Origin of the sequence: Streptomyces sp. NPDC098101 (assembly GCF_044760185.1) — a bacterium.
GTDB lineage: Bacteria > Actinomycetota > Actinomycetes > Streptomycetales > Streptomycetaceae > Streptomyces.
Genome location: NZ_JBIWAS010000005.1, coordinates 1 through 18,686, shown reverse-complemented (window position 1 = coordinate 18,686; position 18,686 = coordinate 1). Strand labels below are relative to the sequence as shown.

Sequence of the window (18,686 nt, the reverse complement as noted above, 5' to 3'; positions counted from 1 at the left end):
GGAGCGATCCGCCATTCTCGGGTCAGGCCCGACCGTCCTGGGCCCTCGCCAGCCAGTCGGAGGCCGCCATGAACTCCCCGTCCGAAGTGCCGCGCCGCAGCGCCGGCACGTCCTCGACCGCGACGCCCGCCCGCGGATACGAGCCGAGGAACCGCACCTTGGGGCAGATCCGCTTGAGCCCCATCAGCGCCTCGCCCACCCGCCGGTCCGCGATATGGCCCTCGGCGTCCACGGCGAAGCAGTAGTTCCCGATCCCCGCTCCCGTGGGACGGGACTGAATCAGCATCAGGTTCACCCCGCGCACCGCGAATTCCTGGAGCAGTTCGAGGAGGGCACCCGGATGATCGTCACCCAGCCACAGCACCACCGAGGTCTTGTCCGCGCCCGTCGGGGCCGCGGGCCGGGCCGGCCGTCCCACCAGCACGAACCGGGTCTCGGCGTTCTCCGCGTCGTGGATCTCGGTGACGAGCGCCTCGAGCCCGTACGTCGCCGCCGCGAACTCCCCCGCGAAGGCGGCGTCGAAGCGGCCCTCCCGCACCAGCCGGGCGCCGTCCGCGTTCGATGCGGCCGACTCCCACACCGCGTCGGGCAGGTGCTTCCGCAGCCAGTTCCGGACCTGCGGCTGTGCCACCGGGTGGCCCGTGACCGTCTTGATCTCCGAGAGCTGGGTCCCGGGCCGGACGAGGAGCGCGAAGGCGATCGGGAGGAGCACCTCGCGGTAGATCACCAGCGGCTCGCCGGATGCCAGTTCGTCCAGGGTCGCGGTCACCCCGCCCTCGACCGAGTTCTCGATCGGGACGAGCGCGGCGGCGGCCTCCCCGTTCCGTACGGCGTCGAGGGCGGCCGGGACCGAGACCATGGGGACGAGTTCCCGTGTCGCGGCCTCGGGCAGCGTGCGCAGCGCCGCTTCGGTGAAGGTGCCTTCGGGGCCGAGATAGGTGTACCGGGTGGCGGACATACCGTCACCCTAATGGTCCCCGGAGGCCGCCGACGGTCGTCCGCCGGAGGCCGGCTGCCGTTCGCGGGCCGCCCGCTGCCGCCTTTCGGGCGCCTCCGTCCGGCGTGGGCCGGGCGTCGGCGGTCCGTCCCGTCCCGGGCCGGGCGCCCGGTGTCGATCGCCGCCCGGACGGCTTCACGCCTCCAGGAGGCGCTGGCCCACGTACTCGCCCTCGGCGGGGCCGCCCGGCACCGCGAAGAGACCGCTCGTCTCGTGGCGGATGAACGGGGACAGTGCGTCGCCCCGGTCGAGCTTGCGCTGCACCGGGACGAAGCCCCGCAGCGGATTCGCCTGCCAGCAGATGAAGAGGAGCCCGGCGTCCGGCGTCCCGTCCGGAGCGATGCCGTCGTGGAAGGAGAACGGCCTGCGCAGCATCGCCGCCCCGCCGTTCTGTTCGGGGGCGGAGATCCGGGAGTGGGCGTTGTCGGGGATCACCGTCCCGCCGTCGGGCCCGCGCTTGTCCAGGTCGAGTTCGGTGGTCTCGGTGCCGCCGGTGAGCGGGGCCCCGTCGGACTTCCGGCGCCCGATCACCTTCTCCTGCGTGCCCCGGGGCAGCTTCTCCCAGTCGTCCAGGAGCATCCGGATCCGGCGCACCACCGCGTACGAACCGCCGGCCATCCACTCCCCGGCTCCGGTGGCCCCGGCCGGCACGAAGATCCGCCGGTCGAAGTCGGCGTCGGTGGGCTTCGGGTTGCGGGTGCCGTCGACCTGGCCCATGAGGTTGCGGGCGGTCATCGGACGCGCGGTGGCACCGGCCGAGCGGTTGAAGCCGTTCATCTGCCAGCGCACCCGGGCCGCGTCCCCCGCGTCCTTCTGCACGGCCCGCAGCGCGTGGAAGGCGACGAGGGCGTCGTCGGCACCGATCTGCACCCACAGGTCGCCCTCCGAACGCCGGGGGTCCAGGGCGTCCGAGGAGAAGGCCGGCAGCGGATCCAGCTCGACGGGGCGCCGGGCGGTCAGGCCGGTGCGGTCGAAGAAGGTACGGCCGAAGCCGAAGGTGACCGTGAGGGAGGAGGGGCCCGCGTCGAGCGCGACCCCGGTGTCCTCGGCCGGGGCCCTGCCCGCCATCAGGACCTTCGCCGTGGCCGACCAGCGGCGCATCAGGGCGACGGCCTCCTTGCGCCCGGCTCCCGGGGCGAGGTCGAAGGCGATCAGATGGCCGCGCGCCTGGAGGGGCGTGGTGATGCCCGCCTGATGTTTCCCGTGAAACATCACCTGGGTCGAGCCGACGCTGGTCAGGGCCGCCGGGCCGCCGGCGCCGTTCGCGGAGGCGGCGTCGTCGCCGGACACGGCCGCGGAGATCCCGGCGCCGCCGGCCGCACCGGCGACCAGGCCGGCCGCGCCCGCCGCGCCGACGGTGCCGAGCAGCCGCCGCCGGGAGATCTCAAGGTTGTCGCGCTCGATGTTGTCGCTCTCGCTCACGGGGGGTCAGCCGATCTTCACGTTCTTGTCGATGGTGGTCTGGTCGATGTCGGAGGTGCGGACGGTCACCTGGATCCGCCACTCGCCGGACATCGGGATCTGGACGCCGCTCGCGCTCCAGTGTCCGGCCTGGATGCGGTCGGGGGCGACGGGCAGCGGGCCCACGTCCTTCGCCTCCAGGGTGAGGGCGACCTTGACCTCGGGGACGTCCAGCGGCTTGCCGTCGGGACGCTCGACATAGAGGTGGAGGCCGTTGGCGCCGGTGCGGCCGGGGTCGAGGCTGAGCCGGACCACGCCCTTGCCGTCGACGCCGCCGGTGTCGAAGGGCAGCCGGATGTCGACGGGCCGGTCGGGCACGGCGGCCGGGCCGGAGGCGGCGGTGGACCGTCCGGCCTCCTCCTCGGTGCGGCCGGGCTCGGTCGCGGTGAGCACGGTGGTCACGACGAGGAGGACGACGGCGACGGCGGCCTCGGTCAGCACCGAGCGGCGCAGCCCGGACCGCTCGGGGTCGGCGTCCCGCTCCCGCTTGCGCCGGGCGGTGGCGACGGCGGCCCGTTGCCGGGCGAGCTGAGCGGCCCGCTCGGGGTCGAGGGCGGGGGCCGCTCCGGAAGCCTCTTCGGGGCCGGAGGCCTTGTCGGTCCCGGAAGCCCCGGGCACCTCGTCGGTCCCGGAAGCCCCGGGCACCTCGTCGGTGCCGGAGGCTTCGCCGTCCTCGGTGGCCTCAGCGTTCTCGCCGTCCTCGGGCTCCTCCGAGTCCTCCGTCTCCTTCGCTCCCCGCTCTTCCTCCTCCGTCGGAGGCAGGTCCGCGAGCCGCCGTGTCCATCGGCGGGAGATCCAGGCGATCCCGACGAGGACGGCCATCAGGCCGATCTTGACGAGGAGGAGCTGGCCGTAGCGGGTGCCGGTCAGGGCGGACCAGGAACCGACCTGGCGCCAGGACTGGTAGAGCCCGGTGGCCGCGAGGACGACCACGGAGGCGAAGGCGACCTTGGAGAAGCGCTCGACCGCGGCGCGTTCGACGGAGGGCGCCCGGTACAGGGCGACGAGCAGCACGGTGAGGCCGCCGAGCCAGGCGGCCACGGCGAGGAGGTGCAGGATGTCCACGGGCATGGCGATGCCCGGCTGGATCCCGGTCGAGGCGTGCTCGGCCAGGGCCCAGGTCCCGGCGATCCCGGTGGCCACCACGGCGCCGCCGATGCCGAGGCCGAAGACGAGGTCCTTCTTCTCCTTCGGGTCGGTGCGCCGGGTGTAGGAGCCGAAGAGGACCGCCACGAAGAGCGCGGCCGCGCCGAGCAGCAGCAGCCGGGAGGTGAGCGCCGCCCCGGTCTTCGTCTCCAGGACGCTCTTCAGGCCCGCCAGGTCGAAGGCGTCGGAGAGCTCTCCGGAGCCGGTGTACGGGTTGCGCAGGAGCAGCATCACCAGGGTGGCGCCGGTGAGGGTCAGCCAGGCCCGCACCACCGTCCGCTGCACCGGGCGGACGCTCGCGCCGCGCGGCCAGCAGACCAGGACGAAGGCGCCGCCGCCGACGAGGACGGCGAAACCGGCGTACGAGAGGTAGCGCGCGATGCCGTAGAGGGCGCCGACGAGGCCGCCGCCGGGCTCCCGGTCGGGCAGGGCGACGGAGGTGGCGGAGGGGGCGCCGATGGAGAAGGTGAAGGCGCCGGCGATGGGGTGGCTGTCGGCCGAGACGGTCTGCCAGGCCACGGTGTACGTGCCGTCGGGCAGCCCGGCGCGGAGTTCCACCCCGTACCGGACGACGGAGCCGCTGCACAGGTCGCGTATCTCGCCGGTGTCGGCCCGCCGTCCCGCCGGGTCGAGGACCCGGATGGAGTCGGCGCTCATGGCGACCTGCTCGGAGAAGGTGAGGTTGACCTCCTTGGGCGCGGTGGCGACCACCGCCCCGTCCTTCGGATCGCTGCCGGTGAGCGCCGCGTGCGCGGAGGCGGGTGCGGCGCCGGCGAGCAGCGTGCCGAGGAGCGCGGCCGCGAGGATCAGCAGCCGGGCCAGGGCGGTACCGAGGCGCGGGGCGGTGGTTGTCATCTCTGGGTCACTCCGTCGGTCAGTTCTCTGCGAACCGGTCCTGTACGCGCCGGTCCTGCACGCGCCGATCCTGTGCGAACCGGTTCTGTGCGCGCCGGTCCTGCGCGAACCGGCCCTGTGCGAACTCCGTCAACGCGTTCAGTGCTGCTGCGGGTTGTGGTTGGCGGCCTCGACGGGAAGGTCGACCTTGATGGGGTCGGACTTCTCGAAGTGGAGCTCGACGCTGACCTTGTCGCCCTGCCGGGGCTTCTCCTTCAGCGACATGAACATGATGTGGTTGCCCCCGCGTGCCAGCGCGAGCTTCCCGTTCGCGGGGATCTCGAAGAACTTCACCTCCTGCATCTTCTGGTTCTTCGTTTCGTGGATCGTGACGTCGTCCGAGATCGGGCTGGTGACGGAGGTCAGCTTGTCCGCCGTGTCGCCGTCGTTGGTGATGGTCAGGAAGCCGCCGGCCATGTCCATCACCGGCTGGGGCATGAACGCGCCGCTGACCTTCAGTTCGGGCTTCCCGTCCCCGCCCGCGGCGTCGGACGAGGACGAGCACCCGGTCAGCGCGAGCGAGGCGGCGAGTGCCACGGCGGCGGACAGGGCGGTGGTGCGGCGGTTCACGGGTTCTCCCCCTTGACGAGCTTCGGCAGGTCCTTGGCGTAGTCCTCGACGGTCGTGTCCTCGCCGTACAGGACGTAGCCCTGGTCGGTGGTGGGCGAGAAGGCGATCACCTGGGCCCCGTGCATGGAGACGACCTTGCCGTCCTTCTCCTTCTTCGGCGGGTCGATGCCGATGCCGATCTGCCGGGCCCCCGCCTGGATGGCGGAGAACTCGCCGGTGAGACCGGTGAAGGAGGGGTCGCCGGCGGCGGGCAGCCACTTGGCGAGCTCGGCGGAGGTGTCCCGCTCGGGGTCGGTGGTGACGAAGACGACCTGGAGCTTGTCCTGGTCGGCCTTGGGGAGCTGCTTCTTGGCGATGGCGATGTTGCTCATCGTCATGGGGCAGACGTCGGGGCAGTGCGTGTAGCCGAAGTAGATCAGGGTCGGCTTGCCCTTGGTGCGCTCGCGCAGGTCGTACTTCTGGCCCTTGGTGTCGGTGAGGACGAGGGCGGGCTTGTCGTACGGCCGGTCCAGGACGGTCGCGGCCTTGGTGGTGTCGGTGCCGCCGGAGACCTCGGCGACGGAGCCCTTGCCCGCGCCGGAGGTCTTGCCGTCGTCGCCGAGGCCGACGGCCGCGGTGATGCCGATCGCCGCGACGATCGCGGCCGCGGCGATGAACAGCGGGGTGCGCCGGCCCGGGCGGCCCGGACGAGCCGGACCGCCCTCGGACTCGGGGGCGTTCGTCTTCTGTGCGGACATGCTGTTTCTTTCCGTGTCCTTCGGGAGTTCTTTCCGTGTCCTCGGAGAGGAAGCGGGGCCGTCAGGCCGAGCGGCGGCGGCCGGCGAGGACGCCGAAGGCCACACCGGCCACGCCGATCAGGATGCCGACGACGCCGAGGACCCGGGCGGTGGTGTCGGAGGAGGAAGAGGAGGAGGAAGCCACGGCCTCCTTCTCGTGGTCGCCCGCCTTGTCGTCGTGACCGTCCTTCTCACCCGTGGAAGCGGTGGCGGACGCGGTGGCCGACGGCGCCGCGCCGCCGCCGTGGTGGTCGTCGGACGCGGCGGAGAGCTTCAGGACGGGAGCCGGGTTCTGCGGCTCCTCCGCGCCCTCCTTCTGCTCCTCGATCCAGCGCACGACCTCCTTGTTGTCGTACGTCTGCACCGCCTTGAGGACCAGCTGGTCGGCGTCCTCGGGCAGCTGCCCGAGGGAGAGCGGGAACTGCTGGAACTGGCCGGGGCCGATCTTCGAACCGTCGGCGGTCCAGGTGACCTTGGAGACGGCCTCGTTGATCTTCCTGCCGTGCAGCTCCAGCGGCTTGTCGAGCTTGCTCTTCGTCACCTCGGCCTTCCAGCCGGGGACGGGCTGCGGCATGACGGAGGCGAGGGGGTGGTCGAGCGGGAAGCTGACCTCCAGCTTCACGGTGGAGGCGTTGTCGCGCTCGTTCGGCACCTTGATGTTGACGGTCGCGTAGCCGCCCTTGGCGGCCTCGCCCTGCGGCTGCACGCTGACGTGCGCGAAGGCGGTGCCGGAGAGCAGCACGACGGAGGAGAGGGCGATGCCCCCGGCGAGGGCGGCGCGGGTGGAGATGCGGGAAACGCTCATGACGGAACACTCCAGCTCGGAGAGGAGACGGCGAAGGACGAGAGGGTCCGGCGCGCCGGGCCGGGAATCCGGGACGAATCCAGAACGGAATCCGGGCGGGCGTGCGGACGAACGCGGCCCCGCTCCTTGTCGAGCGGACCGCGTCAGGCTGCGAGCACGCAGTCGGCGGCCGGCGGGCCGCGCCTGATCACCGTGTCCCTGAGCGCCTCGGCCACCGGCGGCGGCGAGGAGTCGAAGGCCGTGCGGAGGGTCCGCCGGGGCGCGGTGCGCGCCACCGAGGGCAGCCCGGCGAGCAGGATCCGTACGAGACGGAGCGCGGCCCGCAGCGAGCGGACCCGGGCGTGCTCCGCGAGCTCGGTCGCGCCCTGCCCGGAGAGTGCGACGAGCCGGCCGAGGGCGAGGTCGCCGCGCCGCAGCAGCCAGCCCGTGGCCAGGGCGGCGAGCAGGTGCCCCAGGAGCATGGGCAGACCGGGCAGCAGCCCGTCGGCCGGGACGGCCTGCGCGGCGGCCGCGCCGTGTCCCGCGTGGGCGTGCGCGGCGGCCGGGTCGACCCCGGCGTCGGTGAGGATCCTGGTGGCGTCTGCGGGGGTGAGGGCCGTGGCCCCGGCCCCGCAGACCAGCCGCGCCGCCATCCGGACGAGGGCGTCGTCGGCCTGGCCGCCCAGGGCGAGCCGGTGCTGTCCGAGGCCGAAGAGGACGTGCAGGCCGAGCTGCCCGGTCGCGAGGGCGCCGACGACGGAGCCGAGGGAGCGCTCGCGGCCGCCGAAGAGGACGGCGAAGCCGAAGACGCCGAGGAAACCGGCGACCAGGGACCACGGGGCGACGCCCGCGCACGCCGCGAGGGCGTGGCCCAGCGCGGACAGCACGACGCAGACCGCGGTGAACACCGCGGCCCTCAGCAGCCGTGGAGCGAGCGCGGGGGCAGACATGGCGGCCCCATCATCGCACCACGCCCCCCACCGCCATACGGCAGGTCCGGAAGGTCGTTCTTGGGCCTCTTCGGACCGACATACACCGGCCCGCGGACCGACATACACCGGCCCGCGGGCCCCGGGCATCCGCCGAACGGGCGCTCTTGACGCCCCGGGGCGCTTACGGAGCCTCCCGTACGGCAATAGGTATCGGTACGTCGTGCTGCTGGACCACTGGTCCGCCGAGCCGATGCCGGGAGGCTGGAGCATGAGCATCTGGTGGTCACTCCATCTGCGGCGCGAAGCCGCGAGCGTGCCGCTCGCGCGCCGGCTACTGCTGGGCACGATGGAGACGGCGGGGGTCGATCCCGACGTGTCGTACGAGCTGTCGGTGGCGCTGACCGAGGCGTGTGCGAACGCGGTCGAGCACGGCGGCGCGGGCGCGGACCCCGACGCGGGGCCGGGCGGACCGCCCGGGGCGCTCTCGGGGGCCTACCGGGTGACGGCGTACCTGGACGGCGAGACCTGTCGCATCGAGGTGGCCGACTCGGGGCCGGGTTTCCCGTACGTGGAGCTTCCCGCGGCCCCCTCGGACGCCGAGCACGGGCGCGGGATGCGGCTGATCGAGGAGCTCGCCGACCACGTGCAGTTCGGCAACCGCTCGGGCCGGGGCGGCGCGGTCGTCAGCTTCGACAAGATCCTGAAGTGGAAGGACACCCCGTCGCTCCTCATGGCGTGAGCGCCTGGGACACACGGGGAACACAGGACGCACGGGCACGGAGAAGGGCCCCCGCCGGTCGGTCGGCGGAGGCCCTTCGTGTTCCAACGTACGCGGAGGTCAGCCCTTCAGCGAGGCCATCCACGCCTCGACCTCGTCGGAGCGGCGCGGCAGCGCGTCCGACAGGTTCCGGTTGCCGTCCTCGGTGACGAGGATGTCGTCCTCGATCCGGACGCCGATGCCCCGGTACTCCTCCGGCACGGTCAGGTCGTCGGCCTGGAAGTACAGACCCGGCTCGACGGTCAGGCACATGCCCGGCGCGAGGGTCGTGTCGACGTAGGCCTCGGTGCGCGCGGCGGCGCAGTCGTGGACGTCCATGCCGAGCATGTGACCGGTGCCGTGCAGGGTCCAGCGGCGCTGGAGGCCGAGCTCCAGGACGCGCTCGACCGGGCCCTCGACCAGGCCCCACTCGACGAGCTTCTCGGCGAGGACGCGCTGGGCGGCGTCGTGGAAGTCGCGGTAGGCGGCGCCGGGCTTCACCGCGGCGATGCCGGCCTCCTGCGCCTCGTACACGGCGTCGTAGATCTTGCGCTGGAGGTCGGTGTACCGGCCGTTGATCGGCAGGGTCCGGGTGATGTCGGCGGTGTAGAGCTCGTTGGTCTCCACGCCGGCGTCGAGCAGCAGCAGGTCGCCGGAGCGCACGTCGCCGTCGTTGCGGACCCAGTGCAGGGTGGTCGCGTGCGGGCCGGCGGCGCAGATGGAGCCGTAGCCGATGTCGTTGCCCTCGACGCGGGCGCGCAGGAAGAACGTGCCCTCGATGTAGCGCTCGCTGGTGGCCTCGGCCTTGTCGAGGACCTTGACGACGTCCTCGAAGCCGCGGGCGGTGGCGGCGCAGGCCTTCTCCAGCTCGGAGACCTCGAAGGAGTCCTTGATGAGGCGGGCCTCGGAGAGGTACACGCGCAGCTCTTCGTCGCGCTCGGCGGTGACCTTGTCGGTCAGCGCGGCCTCGATGCCGGCGTCGTGGCCGCGGACGGCGCGAACCGGGCCGGTGGCCTCCTTGAGCGCGGCGGCGAGCTCGCGCACGTCCTTCGCCGGGATGCCGAGGAGCTGCTCGGCCTCGGTGAGGGAGTGGCGGCGGCCGACCCACAGCTCGCCCTGGCCGTCGAGCCAGAACTCGCCGTTCTCGCGGTCGGAGCGCGGCAGCAGGTAGATCGTGGCCTCGTGGCCGTCCTCCACCGGCTCCAGGACGAGGACGCCGTCCTGCGTCTGGTCGCCGGTGAGGTACGCGTACTCGGTGGAGGCGCGGAAGGCGTACTCGGTGTCGTTCGACCGGGTCTTCAGGTTCCCGGCGGGGATCACCAGGCGCTCGCCCGGGAAGCGGGCGGAGAGCGCGGCGCGGCGCTCGGCGGTCCGGTCGGCCTGGGCGATCGGCTCCAGGCCGTGCAGCTCGGTGTCGGCCCAGCCGGACTTCATGTTCTCGGCCAGCTCGTCGGACACGCCCGGGTAAAGGCCGTTCTTGCGCTGCTTGATCGGCTGGTCTTCGGTCTCTTCCGGGGTCTCCGGGGTGAGCTCCTCGGCCACGGGTCTGCCTCCTCTGGTACGACACTGAACCCCCACCATCGTACGGTCGTACGGAAGGGGGCCCAGGGCCGGAAGGCCCATTACCGGAACGTCACGGTCCGCTTACCCGGCGGCCCGGCACGCGTGCGCGTCCCCCCTCGGAATCCTCACTCGAAACGGGCCGCGAGCAGCACCACGTCCTCGCCCTCCACGGCAGGGTCGAGGCCCTCGGGCAGCAGGGTCCGCAAGACGTGGTCGGCGACGGCGCCCGGGTCGGACCGGTCCGCCCCCGGCACGCTCGCGGCAGCCGCGTGGAGCCGGGCGAAGGCCCGGTCGGTGGTGTCGCCGGTACGGCGCAGCAGCCCGTCCGTGTAGAGGAGCACCGTTTCTCCCGGCGCGGGGGACAGCTCCACGCTCGGCGCCTCCCAGCACGTCAACATGCCGAGCGGGGCCGACAGCGAGGTCTCGACGAACTCGGTGCGGTGGTCGCCGACGATCAGCGGCGGGGCGTGCCCGGCCCCGGCGAGGACGATCCGGCGCTGCGCGGGCTCGGCGTACGCGAAGAGCGCGGTCGCGGAGCGGGCGGGCTCGGTGAGCCGCAGCAGCAGTTCGAGGTCGGAGAGGACGGCGACCGGGTCCTCGCCCTCCATCACCGCGTACGCCCGGAGGGAGGCGCGCAGCCGGCCCATGGCGGCGAGCGCGCTGGGGCCGGTCCCGGAGACGGAGCCGACGGCGAGCCCGAGGGCGCCCTCGGGCAGTGGCAGCGCGTCGTACCAGTCGCCGCCGCCCTGCGGGCCGGTCCGGTGGCGGACGGCGAGCCGGACGCCGGGGACGCGGGGGAGCCGGCTCGGGAGCAGCTCCTCGGCGACGGTGGCGACCCGGACGCGGGCGCGCTCGACCTGGAGGAGGCGGGCGAGGTGTTCGGTGGCGAAGCGGCCGTAGAGCCCGATGAGGTGGCGCCGGCGTTCGTCGGGTTCGGCGGGCTCGTCGTAGAGCCAGACGGCCGCGCCGAGCCGGCCGGCCTCCTCGGTGGCGAGGGGCAGGGCGTAGCTGGCGGCGTAGCCGAGCCGGGCGGCGACCTCGCGGTGGCGCGGGTCGAGGCCCTCCTCGGTCCGTACGTCGCGGATGGCGATCGGATCGGGCACGCGCGCGGGGCGACCGGTTCCGGGCAGGTCGGCTCCGGGCGGATCGGTCTCCGGCAGTCCGTCGAGGAGGCGGCCGCAGCTTCCCGAGCCGCGCGGGACTGTCTCGATGGTGCCGAGGTCGGCGTGGGCGAGGCCGAGGCCGATGGTGCTGGTGGGGCCGAGGCCGTCGGCGGGTTCGAGGACCGCCATGCCCCGGCGGGCGCCGACGAGGGCGGCTCCGGCGCCGAGCACCTCGCGGAGGGCCTCGTCGAGGGACGAGGTCTTGATCAGGCGCTCGGTGAGTTCGTGGAGGGTGGTGAGGTCGGAGACCCAGGAGGCGAGCCGGTCCTGGATCAGGACTCCGGGAGGGAGGGCCGCGTCGGCGGGGGGCGCGGCCGGGGGGACCCCGGGGAGGGGCGCCGTAGTGTGCGGTGGCGCGGGAACCGTTGAATCGATTCCAGCCACTTTCGGCAGACGTGGGGCACTCATGTCAGTCGGCTTTCCGACCGGTGCGTTTGACGCCATAGCATCGCAAACCCCCATGTCATCCTGCGCCGCTCGATGTACCCACATGTACACGCACAAGAGGAGCGATGTCCAGCATTGTCCCCACCGGAAAAGTGGTGTCCGTGAGGTCGCGCGAGAGGGTTGAAGTAACCGGGAAGTTGGCCGAAAATTACCCCCGGTGTGCACCTTTTGCGGTCGACTGGCGTCGTTTGAAAGCGCGTCATTCCGAGCGTGCGGGGTACGTAAACGGTGACAGGCGGGGGCAGTTGAAGCTGCCCCGGAACGTGATGCGGGACCCCGGCGTCTTTCACGCCGCAGGCCGCGGCCCGCCACCGACTGGCGGGGAACGTGTTCTGAACCGCTCTGGCTCTGACCTGGCTCCACTGGGCTCCACTGGCTCCACCGGGTTGTACACGGTTCTTCCGGCCCGACCGGCCCCGCCCCCACGCGGTACCGGTCCCCCGCCGACCCGGTACGCGCTCTGATACGCACGGTGAATGAATCTGCACGTGGTGTGATGGGAATTCGGCGTTCAACGGAAAGGAACGAGCGCTCATGCGCGAGATCCTCGGAAGGCGACGCAAGCTCTGGTTCCGGCGCAAGGCGAGGACCGCACGGCTCGACGCGGCGGTCACCTTCGCCGTCGAATGGAACTGGCCCGTCGTGCCGGGAGCGGGCCTGAGAACGACGCCCCGCGCGGCCACGGGCCTCAAGGTGCTGTCCCGTACGGCCGCGGGCCTGAGGACGCTGTCCCGCACGGCCACGGGGCCGGAGGGACCCGCCCGTACGGACGCGGGCCCGGGGGAGTCGGCCCGTACGGACGCGGGGCCCGACTGCTCCTGTCCCGACCCCGACTGCGTGGTGCCCGGCGCGCACCCCTACGACCCCGGGCTGCTGGCGGCCACCACGGACGAGCGCATGGTCCGCTGGTGGTGGACCCGGCGCCCGGACGCCCCGGTGGTCCTCGCCACGGGCGGCGGCGCGCCCTGCGCGGTCAGCCTCCCCGCCGTGGCGGGCGCCCGGGCCCTTGCCGCGCTCGACGCCACGGGGATGCGCCTCGGCCCTGTGGTCGCCACCCCCACCCGGTGGTCGATCCTCGTCGCCCCGTACGACCTGGAGCGGCTGGGCGACCTGCTGTACGCGAAGGACAGCGTGCCCAGTTCGCTGCGGTTCCACAGTGAGGGCGGCTATCTATTGCTGCCTCCCTCGGTCGCGGGCTCCGGACAGGTCCGCTGGGAGCGGGCGCCCCTCGCGGGCTCGGCCCGGCCGTGGCTGCCGGACGTCGAGGCGGTGGTGGACGCCCTGGTGGAGGCGAGCACGAACATGCCGGGCGGCGGGAGTCGGCTGGCGTACTGACGGCGGTCGACGGGCGGTGAGCGGCGACCGGTACGTGGCGGGCGGCGGACGTTCACCCGAACGGGTGCGGCCCGCCCCGACGCGTACGGGAAACGGGTGCGCGGCCGTCCGGGCACCCGCCGTCCGCCGCTATGTTCGCCCCACCGTTCAGGATCTCCAGCCGAGCAGGAGCAGGTGGGCCCGATGACTCCGGTGAACCTCCGCGTGGTCGTACTCGGGGCCGCCGTCACGGTCGCCGTGCTGCTGCCGCTCGTCGCGACGGCGGGGCCGGCCGGCGACTCCGCACGACCTCCCGGCACCCGGAGCGAAGGCGACGGGAAGGCCGGGGACGACGGAGCGGCCGGAGGGCTCTGGAAGGGCCTCGGCCTCGGGCCCCGCACGCCGGAACCGACCGCTTCCGGGACCTCCGCGGCCCCTCCCGCTCCTTCCGTCCCTCCGGTCGCCGCCGCGCCGGCCGCTCCCGAGCGGGTCACGCGCTGTGGGCCGGAACTCGCCTCTCCCGGAGGCGCCGAGGCGCAGACGTGTGTCTTGAACGAGGGGTCCGACGTCTGGGCGCGTACGTACTACCGCAACGCCACGAGGCGGGAACTCGACGCGTTTCTGACCCTCATGGCCCCCGGCGGCCGGACCGTGCAGGTGCGCTGCGGAGTTCCCGCGCAGGATGAACCGGGCACCTGTGAAACGCCCCGGGAGCGCGGCGCGGGCCCGGTCACGGCGTATACGGCGGTGGCGGAATTCGCCGGCGCGGGCGAGGGCGGCGGCACTCCGCTGCTGCTGCGGGCGGGCAGCAACACGGCGGACCGCGAGGGAAGTTGACGTCGGACGCCCCGGCCGGGCCGGAAGCGGACATGGAAAGGCCCGGTCGCTGGCGACGGGGGATGCACCAGCGACCGGGCTTCCAGAACGGTAACAAGAGATCTGCTGTTCGCAAATTCGATCTCGGTTATTCGGACAGGGATTTACCTGTCCGAAGACCGGGTTGTGGTGGAAGTCACCGACTGGTCGGTCTGTCAGTCACCGATACCACCTGGGGTATCAGCTGAGAGTGACCTGACGGTTCGTGAGGCCGCCGCGCGCACGCCGCTCCTCCGCCGTGAGCGGAGCGTCCGAGGCGAGCGCCCCGGTCAGCCGCTCGAAGAACTCGGCGGCCGGCTTCTCGCACTCCTCGGCCGTCATGGACGTCGGCAGGTCCCACACCGGCACCACGAGGCCGTGGGCGCGGAAGGAGCCGACGAGCCGGGTGTCCGGGCCGAGGGAGGTCTCGCCGGCCGCCTGGAGCCGGGCGAGCGCGTCGAGGAGCTTCTCCTCCGGGTACGGCATGACCCAGCGCAGGTGGTTCTTGTCGGGGGTCTCGCACCAGTACGCGGAGTCGACGCCCGTCAGCCGGACGGTCGGGATCGCGGCCGCGTTGGCCCGCTCCAGGGAGGCGGCGACCTCCGGGTCGGCGCCGTCCGCGGACTGCGGGATCCAGAACTCGAAGCCCGTGTGGACCTCGGGGGCGAACGCGGCGTCGGCGTCCAGCAGGTCCTGGAGGCGCGGGCCCTCGGCCGGGACGCGGCGCGCGGGGACGGGGGTGCCCGGCTCGGAGTCCAGGGCGCGCTGGAGGGTGTCGGCGAGGTCGCGGGCCAGGTCGCCGGAGGTGGAGTCGTTCTGCAGGGCGAGCAGGACGGAGCCGTCGTCGCGGCGGAGCGCCGGCCACGCCATCGGCAGCACGGTCGCGAGGGTCACGGACGGCACGCCCTCGGGCAGCCCGCCCTTCAGGGTGAGCGGCACGGTGGCGGCGGGCACCAGCTCGCGCAGCGCGACCCAGTCGCACTCGCCGGGCAGACCCTCGAAGGGGCGCTGGACGAGCTCGGTCACGGCGTGCGCGGCGGCCCGGCCGTGACACGCCTTGTAGCGGCGGCCCGAACCGCACGGGCACGGCTCGCGCGCGCCGACGACCGGGATCTCCCCGCTCGTGACCTGTGCCTGGCCGGCCTTGCCGGCCTTCGTCTGGGGGCGCTTCTTGGCCATGGTGTGGCTTTCTCCCGATCGCGGCGGTGCTTGTCTGCGGTGCTGTTTCGGGCGCGAGCCTAGCCGCCCCGACCGCCACCGCCCCTCAGGCGGGCCGCGCCGGGGCCCCGACCCGGACCGCGGGAGCGGCTCCCGAACCCGGGACCGGCCCGGACCCTCGTACGTGCCCGTTGGTCGGACCCGGGATCAGCCCCGCTCTCGTGCGCGCCCAGGTGCCGGACCCGGAAACAGCCCGGACCCTCGTATGCGCCGGGAGCCGGACCCGGGATCAGTCCAAGTCCTCGTACGCGTCCAGGAAGTCGAAGCCCGCCCCGCCGCCGACGTGCGTCGCGAAGTCCTCGCGGCGGTGCCCCTCGGTGACGACCACCCAGACGGTGACCTCGCCGGTCGCGCTGTCGCGCACGCCCCAGTCCTGGGCCAGCGCACTGATGATGTTCAGCCCGCGGCCGCCCCGGGCCGTGACCGAGGGCGTCGACGGGACGGGCCGCGTCGGGCCTCCGCCGTCGGTGACCTCGACCCGCAGGCCGCCCGCCGGGTCGACCCGCCAGGCCGCCCGCACGTCCCCGTCGCCACGATCCGCCCGCCCCAGCGGCCTGCCGTACCGGCAGGCATTGCTGAGCAGCTCGGAAAGGATCAGTACCGCGTCGTCGACGACCGATTCCGCGACCCCGCTGCGGTACAGCTCGTCCCGCATCCGGTGCCGCGCCTCACCCACGCCCGCAGGGCCATGGGGTACGGCCATGCTCGACGACGTGGGCACCTCCTGTGCCACCACCAACGCCACCCCCGAGACCTCCTTTGCCCCACGCCACGGTGTGAATGCCCCGATGACCTGGACCGGAAACCGGCCAATCGGCGTGGGATGAGGCACTCGTGACGATCGCGTACGGACGGAACGCGCCGGTGCACTCCCTGTAACCCGTGTTGCTCCCTTTGTCCCCTGTGACGGATGGGGCGGAAGTGAGGGAAAACGGAGGGGCTCAGTCCCGGCCCAGCTGGGTCAGCACCTGCTTCGGGCGGTTGGTGATGATCGCGTCCACGCCAAGCCGCTCGCAGAGCTCGACGTCCTCGGGCTCGTCCACCGTCCAGACGTGGACCTGGTGCCCGGCCTTCTGGAGCCGCAGGATCACCGCGGGGTGGTGCCGGACGATCCGGATGGAGGGGCCCGCGATGCGCGCGCCCGCGGGGAGCCGTCCGTCGCGCAGCCGGGGCGAGACGAACTGGGCGAGCGAGACGGTGGGCAGCGTCGGCGCGGCGGCGGCGATTCGGTGCAGGGAGCGGGCCGAGAAGCTCATGACGCGCACGGGGGAGTCCTCGGGGGACGCGGGCGCGTGGAGGTCGAATCTCTTCAGGAGCTGGAGCAGCCGTTCCTCGACCTGGCCCGCCCAGCGCGTGGGGTGCTTGGTCTCGATCGCCAGCTCGACCCGGCGCCCGGTGTCGGAGACCAGCTCCAGGAGGCGTTCCAGGGTGAGGACGGAGGTGGAGCCGGGGGCCCGCCGGTCGGGGCTCTCCGCCGACTCGCCCCGGCCCTTCCAGGTGCCGAAGTCGAGCTCGGCGAGGGCGGCGAGTTCGAGGGTGGAGACGGCCCCGCGGCCGTTGGAGGTGCGGTCGACGCGCCGGTCGTGCACGCAGACCAGGTGCCCGTCGGCGGTGAGCCGGACGTCGCACTCCAGGGCGTCGGCGCCGTCCTCGATGGCCTTCACATAGGCGGCCAGGGTGTGTTCCGGTACGTCCTCGGACGCTCCGCGGTGGGCGACGACCTGGACGGGGGCGCGGTTCGGTTGCTGCCGTGCGTGAGTCACCGCGTCATGGTGCCATTGGCGGGGCGCGGCGAGCACACCGGGACTGTCCGTTCTGTCCTTTATAAAGGATGGAGTGCGAACGCACAGCTCCGCCTTACAGCGGCCTGACGTCCGGTGGGAAAAGCTGGTCGCAGCACCCTGGAGCCGGAGCGACCACAACCTCACGCGGTCGAGAACAGTCACACGCACGCGCGTGTGGTTCGAATGTCGGGCACCCACAGGTACGCGCGGCCGAAAGCGGGCAGACGACCGGACCACACGTCCGACCAGTCCATGAAGTCAACGCCAGTCAACGCAGTGAACGAGGAGAGCGAGCTGTGAGCACCGAGAACGAGGGCAAGGCGGTTCCGGGGGATCCGGCTGCTCCGTCCGCCCCTCCGACGCCTCCCGTACCCCCGTCGGCCCCTCCGGCCCCGTCCCGGGCCCCCGAGCCGACCGCGGCGGAGCCGGCGCACCCGGCGGACGCGAGCGGGCCGGAAGCCCCGGAGACCCGGGAGATGCCGACGGTCCAGCCGGTCCAGCCGGCCCAGGCGACTCCGGCCGCCCCCGAGACCCAGGCGGTCCACGCGGCCCACGCGGCTCCCGGGCCCCACCACGCCGCTCCCGAGGCCCAGGCGACCCACGCCGCCTCCGCAGCCCCCGCGGACGCGGCCGGCGGCTGGCCCCCGCCCCCGCCGACCGTCCCCTCCTGGGGCGCCCCGCACGCGCCCGTGCCCCCCGCTCCCGCCGCGCCGCGCAGGCGGACCGGCGGCCTCGTGGCGGCCGTCCTGGCGGCGGCGCTCGTCGCGGGCGGCATCGGCGGCGGCATCGGCTACTGGGCGGCCGAGCGGGGTGACGACGGCGTCGGCTCGACCACCGTCTCCTCGGGCGATTCCCCGGCCTCTTTCAAGCGCGACCCGGGAACGGTCGCGGCGGTCGCGGCGAAGGCGCTGCCGAGCGTGGGCACCATCCAGGCGAAGTCCGGCGGCTCCCAGGGCGAGGGCGGCACGGGCACGGGCTTCGTGTACGACCAGGAGGGCCACATCGTCACCAACAACCACGTAGTGGCGTCGGCGGCGGACGGCGGCACGCTCTCCGTGACCTTCTCCGACGGCAAGTCGTACGACGCGGAGGTCGTCGGCCGGGCCGAGGGCTACGACGTGGCGGTACTGAAGCTCACGAACGCCCCGAAGGGCCTCAAGCCGCTCCCGTTGGGCGACTCCGACAAGGTGGCGGTCGGGGACTCGACGATCGCGATCGGAGCCCCCTTCGGCCTGTCGAACACGGTGACGACGGGCATCATCAGCGCCAAGAACCGCCCGGTCGCCTCGGGCGACGCGTCCGGCGGCAGCAACTCGTACATGAGCGCCCTGCAGACGGACGCCTCGATCAACCCGGGCAACTCCGGGGGCCCGCTGCTCGACGCGAGCGGCGCGGTGATCGGCATCAACTCGGCCATCCAGTCCACCAGCGGCGGCTTCGGCCAGTCCCAGGCGGGCTCGATCGGCCTCGGCTTCGCGATCCCGGTCAACCAGGCGAAGAACGTTGCCCAGCAGCTGATCAAGTCGGGCAAGCCGGTCTACCCGGTGATCGGCGCGACCGTGAACATGAACGACAAGGGCGAGGGCGCCGAGATCGCCGCGCGGGGCACCGGCGGCACGCCCTCGGTCACCCCGAACGGCCCCGCGGCGAAGGCGGGCCTGAAGCCGGGCGACGTGATCACCGGCTTCGGCGGCCACCAGATCGACAGCGGCCCCACCCTGATCAGCGAGATCTGGACCCACAAGCCGGGCGACTCGGTGGAGATCACCTACGAGCGCGACGGCAAGTCCGCCACGACCACCGTCGTCCTGGGCGAGCGCACCGGCGACAGCTGACACGGACGCGCACGCGCGCGTGGACGGGTGATGCGCGACGGGGGGGGGGGGGGGGGGGGGGGGGCCCCCCCCCCCCCCCCCCCCCCCCCCCCCCCCACTCCGCTTCACCGGGTGAGATCGAGTGCGGCGGCGACGATGCTGTCGGTGTCGATGCGGTGGTGGCGGTAGACCTCGTCCAGGGAGCCGGACT

The 18,686-nt window shown here is 73.3% G+C and carries 16 protein-coding genes; 4 read left to right on the top strand and 12 right to left on the bottom strand.

All coding sequences use genetic code 11. From position 1 onward, the window contains the following. Positions 1–22 precede the first annotated feature (22 nt). The 7 genes from pheA to ACIQVI_RS22915 form a co-directional block, all read right to left on the bottom strand. Positions 23–958 (bottom strand): prephenate dehydratase, encoded by a 936-nt coding sequence (pheA, locus tag ACIQVI_RS22945; protein ID WP_351970901.1) that lies wholly within the window; start codon positions 956–958, stop codon positions 23–25. A 174-nt stretch (positions 959–1,132) separates the two neighbouring features. Then, positions 1,133–2,419, bottom strand: coding sequence for an iron uptake transporter deferrochelatase/peroxidase subunit (gene efeB / locus ACIQVI_RS22940; RefSeq protein WP_403598836.1), 1,287 nt, complete (start codon positions 2,417–2,419; stop codon positions 1,133–1,135). A gap of 6 nt (positions 2,420–2,425) precedes the next feature. After that, positions 2,426–4,459, bottom strand: coding sequence for a copper resistance protein CopC (locus tag ACIQVI_RS22935; protein ID WP_403598833.1), 2,034 nt, complete (start codon positions 4,457–4,459; stop codon positions 2,426–2,428). Positions 4,460–4,597: 138 nt separating this feature from the next. Then, the gene (locus ACIQVI_RS22930) at positions 4,598–5,068 is read right to left on the bottom strand and encodes a copper chaperone PCu(A)C (RefSeq protein ID WP_351970904.1); all 471 of its coding nucleotides are present in this window, start codon (positions 5,066–5,068) and stop codon (positions 4,598–4,600) included. Further along, the gene (locus ACIQVI_RS22925; protein ID WP_403598829.1) at positions 5,065–5,805 is read right to left on the bottom strand and encodes an SCO family protein; all 741 of its coding nucleotides are present in this window, start codon (positions 5,803–5,805) and stop codon (positions 5,065–5,067) included. The genes ACIQVI_RS22930 and ACIQVI_RS22925 overlap by 4 nt, the downstream gene beginning before the upstream one ends. A 61-nt stretch (positions 5,806–5,866) precedes the next feature. After that, complete coding sequence (locus tag ACIQVI_RS22920) at positions 5,867–6,649, bottom strand: YcnI family protein (RefSeq protein WP_351970906.1); 783 nt, start codon at positions 6,647–6,649, stop codon at positions 5,867–5,869. A 143-nt stretch (positions 6,650–6,792) separates the two neighbouring features. After that, positions 6,793–7,578, bottom strand: coding sequence for a hypothetical protein (locus ACIQVI_RS22915; RefSeq protein ID WP_403598826.1), 786 nt, complete (start codon positions 7,576–7,578; stop codon positions 6,793–6,795). Positions 7,579–7,828: 250 nt separating this feature from the next. Here ACIQVI_RS22915 and ACIQVI_RS22910 point away from each other — a divergent pair, with 250 nt between their 5' ends. Next, a complete protein-coding gene (locus ACIQVI_RS22910; RefSeq protein WP_403599754.1) occupies positions 7,829–8,299 on the top strand; it encodes an ATP-binding protein in 471 nt (156 codons plus the stop codon). A gap of 99 nt (positions 8,300–8,398) precedes the next feature. Here the strand turns inward: ACIQVI_RS22910 and ACIQVI_RS22905 are convergent, their stop codons facing one another. Both ACIQVI_RS22905 and ACIQVI_RS22900 read right to left on the bottom strand, forming a co-directional pair. Further along, positions 8,399–9,859 carry an aminopeptidase P family protein gene (locus ACIQVI_RS22905; RefSeq protein ID WP_403598823.1) on the bottom strand — a complete coding sequence of 487 codons (1,461 nt, stop codon included), beginning with the start codon at positions 9,857–9,859 and terminating at the stop codon, positions 8,399–8,401. Positions 9,860–10,005: 146 nt separating this feature from the next. Then, a complete protein-coding gene (locus tag ACIQVI_RS22900; RefSeq protein ID WP_403598820.1) occupies positions 10,006–11,487 on the bottom strand; it encodes a PP2C family protein-serine/threonine phosphatase in 1,482 nt (493 codons plus the stop codon). A 537-nt stretch (positions 11,488–12,024) separates the two neighbouring features. Here ACIQVI_RS22900 and ACIQVI_RS22895 point away from each other — a divergent pair. Both ACIQVI_RS22895 and ACIQVI_RS22890 read left to right on the top strand, forming a co-directional pair. Next, positions 12,025–12,825: a bifunctional DNA primase/polymerase gene (locus tag ACIQVI_RS22895; protein WP_403598817.1), complete on the top strand. Its 801-nt coding sequence runs from the start codon at positions 12,025–12,027 to the stop codon at positions 12,823–12,825. 183 nt (positions 12,826–13,008) lie between these two features. Continuing rightward, on the top strand, positions 13,009–13,641 hold the full coding sequence (locus tag ACIQVI_RS22890; protein WP_403598814.1) for a hypothetical protein: 633 nt from the start codon (positions 13,009–13,011) through the stop codon (positions 13,639–13,641). A 219-nt stretch (positions 13,642–13,860) separates the two neighbouring features. On the opposite strand, the gene ACIQVI_RS22885 is transcribed toward ACIQVI_RS22890, so the two are convergent. From ACIQVI_RS22885 to ACIQVI_RS22875, 3 genes are all read right to left on the bottom strand, one after another. Then, the gene (locus ACIQVI_RS22885; protein ID WP_351970912.1) at positions 13,861–14,838 is read right to left on the bottom strand and encodes a DUF5926 family protein; all 978 of its coding nucleotides are present in this window, start codon (positions 14,836–14,838) and stop codon (positions 13,861–13,863) included. Positions 14,839–15,106: 268 nt separating this feature from the next. Continuing rightward, on the bottom strand, positions 15,107–15,709 hold the full coding sequence (locus ACIQVI_RS22880; protein WP_121833417.1) for an ATP-binding protein: 603 nt from the start codon (positions 15,707–15,709) through the stop codon (positions 15,107–15,109). Positions 15,710–15,818: 109 nt separating this feature from the next. After that, positions 15,819–16,640 (bottom strand): glycerophosphodiester phosphodiesterase, encoded by an 822-nt coding sequence (locus tag ACIQVI_RS22875; RefSeq protein ID WP_351970913.1) that lies wholly within the window; start codon positions 16,638–16,640, stop codon positions 15,819–15,821. Between the two features lie 317 nt (positions 16,641–16,957). On the opposite strand from ACIQVI_RS22875, the gene ACIQVI_RS22870 reads away from it, so the two are divergent. After that, positions 16,958–18,496 (top strand): S1C family serine protease, encoded by a 1,539-nt coding sequence (locus ACIQVI_RS22870; protein WP_403598809.1) that lies wholly within the window; start codon positions 16,958–16,960, stop codon positions 18,494–18,496. Positions 18,497–18,686 lie beyond the last annotated feature (190 nt).